The sequence below is a fragment of the Pseudomonas cichorii genome (assembly GCF_003700275.1).
Classification (GTDB): domain Bacteria; phylum Pseudomonadota; class Gammaproteobacteria; order Pseudomonadales; family Pseudomonadaceae; genus Aquipseudomonas; species Aquipseudomonas cichorii_B.
Genome location: NZ_RBRE01000061.1, coordinates 100969 through 111473 on the forward strand (window position 1 = coordinate 100969; position 10505 = coordinate 111473).

10 protein-coding genes are annotated in these 10505 nt (G+C 57.9%); 9 read left to right on the forward strand and 1 reads right to left on the reverse strand.

Going from position 1 to position 10505, the window contains the following annotated elements; genetic code table 11:
* The first annotated feature begins 33 nt into the window (after window positions 1–33).
* From mrcB to ALQ04_RS17385, 3 genes are read left to right on the forward strand one after another with little or no spacing between them, the layout of a single operon-like run.
* Window positions 34–2358 carry a penicillin-binding protein 1B gene (gene mrcB / locus ALQ04_RS17375; RefSeq protein WP_122316983.1) on the forward strand — a complete coding sequence of 775 codons (2325 nt, stop codon included), beginning with the start codon at window positions 34–36 and terminating at the stop codon, window positions 2356–2358.
* Window positions 2359–2374: 16 nt separating this feature from the next.
* Complete coding sequence (locus ALQ04_RS17380; RefSeq protein ID WP_122316984.1) at window positions 2375–3100, forward strand: M48 family metallopeptidase; 726 nt, start codon at window positions 2375–2377, stop codon at window positions 3098–3100.
* Window positions 3100–3429 (forward strand): YqcC family protein, encoded by a 330-nt coding sequence (locus ALQ04_RS17385; RefSeq protein WP_122316985.1) that lies wholly within the window; start codon window positions 3100–3102, stop codon window positions 3427–3429. The genes ALQ04_RS17380 and ALQ04_RS17385 overlap by 1 nt, the downstream gene beginning before the upstream one ends.
* Here the strand turns inward: ALQ04_RS17385 and ALQ04_RS17390 are convergent.
* Complete coding sequence (locus ALQ04_RS17390) at window positions 3426–3845, reverse strand: DUF4124 domain-containing protein (RefSeq protein ID WP_122316986.1); 420 nt, start codon at window positions 3843–3845, stop codon at window positions 3426–3428. The genes ALQ04_RS17385 and ALQ04_RS17390 overlap by 4 nt on opposite strands.
* A 399-nt stretch (window positions 3846–4244) precedes the next feature.
* On the opposite strand from ALQ04_RS17390, the gene ALQ04_RS17395 reads away from it, so the two are divergent.
* The 6 genes from ALQ04_RS17395 to msrQ all read left to right on the forward strand — a co-directional run bounded on the left by ALQ04_RS17395 (window position 4245) and on the right by msrQ (window position 10220).
* Window positions 4245–5969 (forward strand): acetolactate synthase 3 large subunit, encoded by a 1725-nt coding sequence (locus ALQ04_RS17395; RefSeq protein ID WP_122316996.1) that lies wholly within the window; start codon window positions 4245–4247, stop codon window positions 5967–5969.
* Window positions 5970–5971: 2 nt separating this feature from the next.
* Complete coding sequence (ilvN, locus tag ALQ04_RS17400; protein ID WP_025258538.1) at window positions 5972–6463, forward strand: acetolactate synthase small subunit; 492 nt, start codon at window positions 5972–5974, stop codon at window positions 6461–6463.
* A gap of 53 nt (window positions 6464–6516) precedes the next feature.
* Complete coding sequence (ilvC, locus tag ALQ04_RS17405; protein ID WP_122316987.1) at window positions 6517–7533, forward strand: ketol-acid reductoisomerase; 1017 nt, start codon at window positions 6517–6519, stop codon at window positions 7531–7533.
* Window positions 7534–7677: 144 nt separating this feature from the next.
* Window positions 7678–8535, forward strand: coding sequence for a CDP-diacylglycerol--serine O-phosphatidyltransferase (pssA, locus tag ALQ04_RS17410; RefSeq protein WP_122316988.1), 858 nt, complete (start codon window positions 7678–7680; stop codon window positions 8533–8535).
* Window positions 8536–8598: 63 nt separating this feature from the next.
* Window positions 8599–9612 carry a protein-methionine-sulfoxide reductase catalytic subunit MsrP gene (msrP, locus tag ALQ04_RS17415; RefSeq protein ID WP_122316989.1) on the forward strand — a complete coding sequence of 338 codons (1014 nt, stop codon included), beginning with the start codon at window positions 8599–8601 and terminating at the stop codon, window positions 9610–9612.
* Entirely contained in the window at window positions 9612–10220 is a 609-nt protein-coding gene (gene msrQ / locus ALQ04_RS17420) for a protein-methionine-sulfoxide reductase heme-binding subunit MsrQ (RefSeq protein ID WP_122316990.1), read from the forward strand. Before msrP ends, msrQ begins: the two co-directional genes overlap by 1 nt.
* Window positions 10221–10505: the final 285 nt, after the last annotated feature.

Sequence of the window (10505 nt, forward strand, 5' to 3'; positions counted from 1 at the left end):
CGGTCCTTGGCAAAGTGCGTATAATCCGCGGCCATGACTCGATCCCGTACTTCTCGTAGTTCCAAAAAACAAGCTTCCCGCGGCCTTCCCAAGTGGCTGGGCTGGTTGCTGAAGCTCAGTATTGTCGGCTTTGTGGCGCTGGCTTGCGTTGCCGTGTACCTGGATGCTGTGGTCCAGGAGAAGTTTTCCGGCAAGCGCTGGACCATTCCGGCCAAGGTCTACGCCCGTCCTCTGGAGCTGTTCGTAGGCCAGAAACTGAGTCGCGATGACTTCCTCATCGAACTCGACGCGCTGGGCTATCGTCGCGAAAGCGTGGCCAATGGCCCGGGCGCGGCTTCGGTGAATGGCAATACGGTCGATCTCAATACCCGCGGCTTTCAGTTCTATGAAGGCACCGATCCTGCCCAGCAGGTGCGCGTGCGCTTTTCCGGCGACTATGTTGCTGACCTGACCTCCGGCAGCAGTGGCGCCAAGCTCGCAGTGGCAAGGCTTGAACCGTTGATGATCGGCGGTCTGTATCCGAAGAATCTGGAAGACCGGATTCTGATCAAGCTCGATCAGGTGCCGCCGTATCTGCTCGATGCGCTGGTGACGGTCGAGGATCGTGATTTCTATCATCACTTCGGGGTATCGCCAAAATCCATTGCCCGCGCCATGTGGGTCAACACCTCGCAGGGACAGATGCGTCAGGGCGGCAGTACGCTGACCCAGCAGTTGGTCAAGAACTTCTACCTGACCAACGAGCGCAGCCTGACGCGCAAACTGACCGAAGCCATGATGTCGCTGCTGCTGGAGCTGCATTACAGCAAGCAGGAAATTCTCGAGGCTTACCTCAACGAGGTATTCGTCGGGCAGGACGGTCAGCGTGCGGTGCATGGGTTCGGTCTGGCCAGCCAGTATTTCTTCAGCCAGCCCTTGTCGGAACTGAAGATTCATCAGGTGGCGCTGCTGGTCGGACTGGTCAAGGGGCCGTCCTATTACAACCCGCGGCGTAATCCCGAGCGTGCGCTGGAGCGACGCAATCTGGTCCTCGATCTGCTGGAGCAACAGGGCGTTGCCACTGCGCAAGTGGTCGAAGCTGCCAAGAAGATGCCTCTGGGCGTGACCAGGACCGGCAGTCTGGCCGACAGCTCGTTCCCGGCGTTTCTCGATCTGGTCAAGCGTCAGTTGCGTGAAGACTACCGCGACGAAGACTTGACCGAAGAAGGGCTGCGGATTTTCACCAGTTTCGATCCGATCCTGCAGATGAAATCCCAGGCCGCCATGGACGAAACGTTCAAGAGGCTGTCCGGCCGTAAAGGTGCGGACGAGGTTGAGTCGGCCATGGTCGTGACCAACCCCGAGACGGGCGAGGTGCAGGCCTTGCTGGGTAGTCGTCAGGCCGGTTTCGCAGGCTTCAACCGCGCCATCGATGCAGTCCGGCCAATTGGCTCGCTGGTCAAGCCGGCGGTGTATCTCACCGCTCTGGAGCGTCCGAGCCAGTACACCCTGACCAGTTGGGTGACCGACGAGCCGTTTCAGGTCAAGGGCGCGGATGGCCAGATCTGGAAACCGCAGAATTACGACCGCAAGTCGCACGGCAATATTTTCCTGTATCAGGGCCTGGCGCATTCCTACAACCTGTCGACGGCCAAGCTGGGTCTGGAGCTGGGCGTGCCGAATGTCTTCAAGACTCTCGCCAAGCTGGGCGTGACCCGCGAGTGGCCGGCGTTCCCCTCCATGTTGCTCGGTGCTGGCGGCTTGAGCCCGATGGAAGTTGCCACCATGTATCAGACGATTGCCAGCGGCGGCTTCAATACGCCGATGCGTGGCATTCGCAGTGTGCTGACTGCCGAAGGTGAGCCGCTCAAGCGTTATCCGTTTCAGATTGAACAGCGCTTCGATCCGGGCGCCATTTATCTGGTGCAGAACGCAATGCAGCGGGTAATGCGCGAAGGTACGGCCAAGTCGGTCTACAGCGTGCTGCCAGCTTCCTTGAACCTGGCCGGCAAGACCGGTACCAGTAACGATTCGCGCGACAGTTGGTTCGCAGGTTTCAGCCAGGATCTGCTGGCGGTGGTGTGGATGGGCCGTGACGACAACGGCAAGACGCCGTTTACCGGTGCCAGCGGTGCCTTGCAGGTCTGGACCAGTTTCATGCGCAAGGCTGACCCGCTGCCGCTGGACATGGCCATGCCGGATAACGTGGTCCAGGCGTGGGTCAATGCCCAGACCGGTCAGGGATCGGATGCCAACTGCCCGAATGCCGTGCAGATGCCGTATATTCGCGGCAGTGAGCCTCAGCCCGGCGAGACATGTAGCGGTAGCCCGGCGCCCGCCACTGAAGTATTGGATTGGGTCAAGGGTTGGTTGAATTAAGCAATGAGGGTGTGACGTGAATAAATGGTGGATTCCGGCTGTAACGGCTCTGGCGTTGCTCAATGGTTGTGCCAATGTGGAGCGTGGCTCGATTCCGGTCGTGGATTCGGGCTCCAAGGTTTCTAACAGCGAGCGTGTTTCGGCTTCGCGCAATACGGCTTATCGGGCCAATACCGCCCAGGCTCCGCAGGCTCAGGCCGTGCCGCAGGATTCCGGTGTGGTGGTGATGGTTCCTGGCGCTGCAGCGAGCCAGAGTTTCTCTGCTCCGGCAACCCAGTCATCATTCAGCATCGATACGCCACCGGCGACTCAGCAGCAGCCGATCAATTCGGCTCCGGTGAGCAACTACAGCATGCCACCTGCCTCGGCGCCGAGCGGTATCCCGTCCAGTTCGTCCGGCCTGTCGGCTGACGAGCAGCTCGATGGTCCGGTACTGGCATTGTTGACCACAGCTCAGCAGCAGCAAGGCAGTGGCGACCTCAACGGCGCTTCGTCGAGCCTAGAACGCGCCCAGCGTGTGGCGCCACGTGAGCCGCAAGTGCTTTATCGTCTGGCCCAGGTGCGTCTGGCCCAGGGCGATGCTGCCCAGGCTGAGCAGTTGGCCCGTCGTGGTCTGACCTATGCCAATGGCCGTGCAAGCCTGCAGTCGAGCCTTTGGGAACTGATTGGCCAATCCCGTGAAAAACAGGGCGATTCGGCTGGCGCAGCCCTGGCGCGTCAAAAAGCCAAGGCTGGTTTCTGATGGATCAGCGTCTGCCCGAGGTGGCCGAGCAACTGTTGTTGATCGAGCGTGAGTTGCGGGGGCTGGGCTGGTGGCAGGATGCTCCGCCCAGTGAGCAGGCGCTTTCCAGTACCGAGCCGTTCTGTGTCGATACCCTGGAGTTCGAGCAATGGCTGCAATGGGTTTTCCTGCCACGGATGAAAATCATCCTGGAACGGGATCTGCCCTTGCCCAATGCTTCGGGGATTCTGGAAATGGCAGAAATGGTCTATGCAGGTCGCCAGGATGAAACCCGGCAACTGCAGGCGCTTCTGGCCCGCTTCGATCAGTTGATCACTGCAGCCGGTTAACGGCAGAACTCGGCGATAGTCCGTTCGGTTTCTGCAAGTCGCGCCTTGCGGTCTTCGTCCGACAGGCGCTTTGTCCCGCCTTCTGTCTGCTCGCGCACCCGCGGATTGTTCTGCAGTTGCGCGAGGTTGTTGCGCATCACTTCGCAGTTCTCGGCCAGCCTGGCTTCCTGGGCACGCACCTGTTTCTTGACCCTGGCATCGATCTCCTGCTGTTTGGGATCCGCTTCGCTGGCCGTTGGCGCGGCGGGAGCCGGTGGCGGCTTTTGCACGTTGATTTCTTCTGCCTGCTGGCCTGCCGGCGGTTGCGCATCGAAATGCGTCACGCCCTGTGCATCGACCCATTTGTAGATTTGAGCGGCCTGGCTGGTGGTGCTTACCGCCATTGAGAATGCAGCCGCGAGAATCATCCAGCGCATGGTACTTCCTTGAAAATTCTGTGCCGCGCAAAGCTACCATAATGCGCGCTTCGAGTCCGAACGAGTGCTGGCTTCGGGGGACAGCCCGGAAGAAAGCTCACGGATTACTTGACTTGCGGGGGGCGAATCACAACAATTCAAAGTTCGCTGTAGAAGGACTGCCAGAAGCAGACCGTCTCGGTAGATCATGAGGCGCACACCCGCGCCGACCTGTAACACCCGCAACGCGTTACCTCGCGCTGGGTGGGAATGTTCCGCAACACTCAGGGACATCCCAATACTTGCTCAGTCAGTGCTGACGTAGTCGGCGACCACCGTCGCTCATGCTCTGCTTGGCAGTAAACCTAATAAGACCCGTCCCGGAGTGGACGGTATTCTGGCGTTTTAGAGGTGAACAACGTGGAGCTTTTATCTGGCGCTGAAATGGTCGTCCGCTTCCTGCGTGACGAAGGCGTTAAGTACATTTACGGGTACCCGGGTGGTGCCCTTCTGCATGTCTACGACGCACTGTTCAAAGAGCCGGCCGTCAACCACATCCTGGTTCGTCATGAGCAGGCCGCCACGCACATGGCCGACGGTTATGCCCGTGCGACCGGCAAGGCTGGCGTGGTTCTGGTGACTTCGGGTCCTGGTGCGACCAACGCCATCACCGGTATCGCCACTGCCTACATGGACTCGATCCCGATGGTGGTTCTGTCCGGTCAGGTTGCCAGTACGCTGGTCGGCACCGATGCCTTCCAGGAGACCGACATGATCGGTATCTCCCGGCCGATCGTGAAGCACAGCTTCATGATCAAGCATCCCTCGGAAATCCCGGAAGTCCTGAAAAAGGCCTTCTATCTGGCCCAGTCCGGTCGTCCGGGTCCGGTGGTCGTCGATATTCCGAAAGACATGACCAACCCAGCCGAGAAATACGAATACGTTTTCCCGAAAAAAGCCAAGCTGCGCTCCTACAGCCCGGCCGTTCGTGGTCACTCGGGCCAGATCCGCAAGGCGGTCGAGATGTTGCTGGCCGCCAAGCGTCCGATCATCTATGCCGGTGGTGGCGTGGTCATGGGCAACGGTTCCGAGCAACTGACCGAGCTGGCCAAACAGCTCAATGCTCCGGTCACCAACACCCTGATGGGTCTTGGCAGCTACCCGGGCACCGATCGCCAGTTCGTTGGCATGCTCGGCATGCACGGCAGCTACACCGCCAACCTGGCCATGCACCACACCGATGTGATCCTGGCCGTGGGCGCTCGTTTCGATGACCGTGTCATCAATGGCGCGAGCAAGTTCAGCCCCAACGCCAAGATCATCCACATCGATATCGACCCGGCATCGATCTCCAAGACCATCAAGGCCGACGTGCCTATCGTTGGTCCGGTCGAGAGCGTGCTGACCGAAATGGTCGCGACCCTCAAGGACATCGGCGAGACTCCGAACAAGGAATCCGTCGCTTCCTGGTGGAAGCAGATCGATGAATGGCGTGCCGGCGGCGACCTGTTCCCGTACAACCGTGGCGACGGCAGTGTCATCAAGCCGCAGACGGTCATCGAAACACTGTGCGAAGTGACCAAGGGCGATGCCTACGTTTCTTCCGACGTGGGTCAGCACCAGATGTTCGCGGCCCAGTACTACCGCTTCAACAAGCCTAATCGCTGGATCAACTCCGGCGGCCTGGGCACCATGGGCTTCGGTTTCCCGGCGGCCATGGGCGTCAAGCTGAGCTTCCCGGATGCCGATGTTGCCTGCGTAACCGGCGAAGGCAGTATCCAGATGAACATCCAGGAGCTGTCGACCTGCCTGCAGTACGGCCTTCCGGTGAAGATCATCCTGCTCAACAACGGCGTGCTGGGCATGGTCCGTCAGTGGCAGGACATGAGCTACGGCGCTCGTCACTCGCATTCCTACATGGAGTCGCTGCCTGACTTCGTGAAACTGGTTGAAGCCTATGGCCATGTCGGCATTCGGGTCACCGATCTGAAAGATCTGAAGCCGAAGATGGAAGAAGCCTTTGCCATGAAGGATCGCCTGGTGTTCCTCGACATCCAGGTCGATGTGACCGAGCACGTCTATCCGATGCAGATCAAGGACGGCTCCATGCGCGATATGTGGTTGAGCAAGACGGAGCGTACATAATCATGCGGCACATCATTTCCCTATTGCTGGAAAACGAACCGGGTGCGTTGTCTCGTGTCGTCGGGCTGTTTTCGCAGCGTAACTACAACATCGAAAGCCTGACCGTGGCACCGACCGAAGACCCGACCCTGTCGCGTCTGACGCTGACCACGGTCGGGCACGATGAAGTGATCGAGCAGATCACCAAGAACCTCAACAAGCTGGTTGAAGTGGTCAAGCTGGTCGATCTGTCCGAAAGCGCTCACATCGAGCGTGAACTGATGCTGGTCAAGGTCAAGGCCACCGGTGCACAGCGTGCCGAGATCAAGCGCACCACGGATATCTTCCGCGGGCAGATCGTTGACGTGACTGCCAGCGTCTACACCGTACAGTTGAGTGGCACTAGCGACAAACTGGACAGTTTCATTCAGGCCATCGGCACCGCCGCTATCCTGGAAACAGTACGCAGTGGCGTAACGGGTATTGCCCGTGGCGACAAAGTGCTGAGCATTTAATTAACTCAATTAGCAAATGGCCTGAAGGCCTAGATAGATAACAGGGGAATTCCATGAAAGTTTTTTACGACAAAGACTGTGACCTTTCGATCATCCAGGGCAAGAAAGTCGCCATCATCGGCTACGGCTCCCAGGGCCACGCTCAAGCGTGCAACCTGAAAGACTCCGGCGTTGACGTCACTGTTGGCCTGCGCAAAGGTTCGGCTACTGTCGCCAAAGCTGAAGCTCATGGCCTGAAAGTAACTGACGTTGCCTCTGCCGTTGCTGCTGCCGATCTGGTCATGATCCTGACTCCGGATGAATTCCAGTCCCAGCTGTACAAGAACGAAGTCGAGCCGAACCTGAAGAAGGGCGCAACCCTGGCTTTCTCTCACGGCTTCGCGATTCACTACAACCAGGTTGTGCCACGTGCCGACCTGGACGTGATCATGATCGCGCCAAAGGCTCCAGGCCACACCGTTCGTACCGAATTCGTCAAAGGCGGCGGTATTCCTGACCTGATCGCTGTTTACCAGGATGCTTCGGGCAACGCCAAGAACGTCGCCCTGTCCTACGCTTCGGGCGTTGGCGGTGGCCGTACCGGTATCATCGAAACCACCTTCAAGGACGAAACCGAAACCGACCTGTTCGGCGAACAGGCCGTTCTGTGCGGCGGTACCGTTGAGCTGGTCAAGGCTGGCTTCGAGACTCTGGTTGAAGCCGGTTACGCTCCGGAAATGGCCTACTTCGAGTGCCTGCACGAACTGAAGCTGATCGTTGACCTCATGTACGAAGGCGGTATCGCCAACATGAACTACTCGATCTCCAACAACGCCGAATACGGCGAGTACGTGACCGGCCCTGAAGTCATCAACGCCGAATCCCGTCAGGCCATGCGCAACGCTCTGAAGCGCATCCAGGACGGCGAATACGCGAAGATGTTCATCAGCGAAGGCGCTACCGGCTACCCATCGATGACCGCCAAGCGTCGTAACAACGCTGCTCACGGTATCGAAGTCATCGGCGAAAAACTGCGCTCCATGATGCCTTGGATCGCGGCGAACAAAATCGTCGACAAGGACAAGAACTAAGTTTCTCTGTTCTGAAAGGACGCGGCCAATTGGCCGCGTTTTTTCGTTATGGGCCAGTGTCTGGTATAAAGCTGCATCGTTTGTCGACGAACCCTCGTCGCAGACACCTGTCGAATCTTTTCAAACCGCTGCAAGGTAATGTCCATGAGCGAACGTCCTGAAGAGCCCAACAAGGCCTCCGACGCCGAAAGTCTGCTACCGATCGATGAACATGTTGAAGAAGGGCACGATGCCGAAGGGCGCAAGGTCCGTCATCGCGGAATCTATCTGCTGCCTAACCTGTTCACCACTGCGAACCTGTTCGCGGGTTTTTACTCCATCATCAGTTCCATGAGCGCCCAGAGTGCCTTGAGTGCTGGTGATACGGCTGCTGCGAGCAAGTATTTTGCGTTCGCCGCCATCGCTATCTTTGTCGCCATGGTCCTTGATGGACTGGATGGTCGCGTGGCGCGCATGACCAATACGCAGAGTGCCTTCGGCGCCGAGTACGATTCGTTGTCGGATATGGTCGCCTTCGGTGTTGCACCGGCGTTGCTGGCATTTGGCTGGGCGCTGGGCGATATGGGCAAGGTCGGCTGGATGGTCGCCTTCATCTATGTGGCGGGTGCTGCGTTGCGACTCGCCCGTTTCAACACGCAGGTTGGCAAGGCTGACAAGCGTTACTTCATCGGTCTTGCCAGCCCGGCTGCTGCGGGTGTGGTTGCCGGTACGGTCTGGGCGTTCAGTGACTTCGGAATCCAGGGCTCGAAACTGTCTTTCCTGGTGGCCTTGCTGGTCGCTGCGGCGGGCATGCTGATGGTCAGTAATATCAAGTACAACAGCTTCAAGGAGCTGGACTTGAAAGGGCGTGTGCCATTTGTAGCAATTTTGGCGGTGGTGTTGGTGTTTGCTGTGGTGTTCAGCGATCCGCCGCGCATTCTGCTGCTGATATTCCTCGGTTATGCGCTATCCGGGCCTGTTCAGTACCTGTTACATCTTCGTCGCCATAAATCTGCCGACTGATCGGATATCCCCCATACTTCGTAGACTGTAGGTGCATAAAACCACCCGTTTTACGGAGTCATCATGCTGATCAAGATACCTTCGACGTCCGACTCGCGTGAGTCGGACGTTACGCCTGAAAAAATCTACCTGTCACGTCGCACGCTGTTGGCCAGTTCGCTTGCCGGTCTGGCGGTAACTGCGTTGCCGCGTCTGGCCAGTGCGCAGGATCCCTCCCGTTACGCTGATGTCGAAGCCGGGAAGGCGCCCGCCTGGTTTGCCGAGAAACTTCCAGGCACTCAATGGCAGGCAGTCAACGTCAAGGATGAGGCGATCACGCCCTTCAAGGACGCGACCCACTACAACAACTTCTATGAGTTCGGTACCGATAAGGGCGATCCGTCGCGCAATGCCGCCAGCTTGAAGACCGAGCCGTGGAGTGTGGTCATTGACGGTGAGGTCGGTAAGCCAGGTCGTTATGCCCTGGAAGACTTCATGAAGCCTTATCAGTTGGAAGAGCGGATCTACCGACTGCGCTGCGTAGAGGCCTGGTCGATGGTCATTCCCTGGATCGGCTTTCCCATTTCGGCATTGCTCAAGCAAGTGGAGCCGACATCCAGGGCCAGATACATCCGCTTTGAAACACTGCAGGATCCGCAATCCATGCCGGGTCAGCGTTCCGACTTTGCCTTGATCGACTGGCCCTATGTAGAAGGGCTGCGTCTGGACGAAGCCATGCATCCGTTGGCTATTCTTGCGGTCGGCATGTATGGGCGTGAGTTGCCCAATCAGAACGGTGCGCCGCTGCGCCTGGTCGTGCCCTGGAAGTACGGTTTCAAAAGTGTGAAATCCATCGTGCGTATCAGCCTGGTAAGCGAGCAGCCGAAAACCACCTGGCAGAGCATCGCCGCCAATGAATATGGTTTCTATGCCAATGTGAATCCTGAGGTCGATCATCCGCGCTGGACGCAGGCCCGTGAGCGCCGGCTGCCGAGCGGGTTGTTCAGTCCGAACGTTCGTCAGACCGAGATGTTCAACGGATATGCAGAGGAGGTTGCCTCTTTATATACCGGCATGGATTTGAGGAAGGATTACTGATGCGCTACCCGTTCTGGCGTCTTGGCGTTTTTCTGGCCGCTTGTGTTGCTCCTGTCCTGTGGCTGTATCAGGCCTGGATATTTGCATTGGGGCCGGATCCTGGAAAGGTGCTGGTTGATCGCCTTGGCCTGGGAACCTTGATCCTGCTGTTGATTACCCTGGCGATGACACCCTTGCAGCGAATGACGGGGTGGGCGGGGTGGATTGCAGTGCGTCGGCAGTTGGGATTGTGGTGCTTTGCCTATGTGGTCCTGCACATGACGATGTATGCACTGTTTATCCTCGGGCTGGATTGGGGGCAGTTGGGCGTGGAACTGGTCAAGCGGCCCTACATTATTGTCGGGAGTCTGGCCTTTGTCGGGCTTCTGGCTCTGGCAGTGACATCCAATCGTTACAGTCAGCGTCGATTGGGCGCTCGCTGGAAGAAGCTCCACCGCCTTGTTTATGTGATTCTGGGCCTGGGGTTGCTGCATATGCTCTGGATAGTCAGGGCTGATCTCAAGGAATGGGCTTTGTATGCGGCGATTGGTGTGGGGCTGTTGGTCCTGCGGGTGCCAATGATTGCGAGGCGAATCCCTCGGTTCAATGCCCGTAAGTCAGCCGCGTAGATAAAAAACTGAATTAAGTGTTGACGGGCGATTTAATCTCTCTATAATTCGCCCCACTTCCGGCGCAGGCGGAACTGAAAAAGCCTTGTAGATCAATAATTTACAAGTGTTTAGTCAGGTCGGTCAGCGAAGAAGGGCTTCGGTCGCGGTTGGATCGACAGCGGTAAGAGAAAGAGTTTGACACCGCCTCCGGGTGCTGTAGAATTCGCCTCCCGCTGAAGTTCAACGGTAAGTTGATCGAAGCGCAAGTGGTTGAAGTTGCAAAGGAAACTTTGAAAACTTCTG

Bases quoted from the DNA above. Each gene is read 5' to 3' on its own strand.
- mrcB (WP_122316983.1), top strand. From the start codon at position 34: ATGACTCGATCCCGTACTTCTCGTAGTTCCAAAAAACAAGCTTCCCGC.
- ALQ04_RS17385 (WP_122316985.1), top strand. From the start codon at position 3,100: ATGGATCAGCGTCTGCCCGAGGTGGCCGAGCAACTGTTGTTGATCGAG.
- ALQ04_RS17390 (WP_122316986.1), bottom strand. From the start codon at position 3,845: ATGCGCTGGATGATTCTCGCGGCTGCATTCTCAATGGCGGTAAGCACC.
- ilvN (WP_025258538.1), top strand. From the start codon at position 5,972: ATGCGGCACATCATTTCCCTATTGCTGGAAAACGAACCGGGTGCGTTG.
- ilvC (WP_122316987.1), top strand. From the start codon at position 6,517: ATGAAAGTTTTTTACGACAAAGACTGTGACCTTTCGATCATCCAGGGC.
- pssA (WP_122316988.1), top strand. From the start codon at position 7,678: ATGAGCGAACGTCCTGAAGAGCCCAACAAGGCCTCCGACGCCGAAAGT.
- msrP (WP_122316989.1), top strand. From the start codon at position 8,599: ATGCTGATCAAGATACCTTCGACGTCCGACTCGCGTGAGTCGGACGTT.
- msrQ (WP_122316990.1), top strand. From the start codon at position 9,612: ATGCGCTACCCGTTCTGGCGTCTTGGCGTTTTTCTGGCCGCTTGTGTT.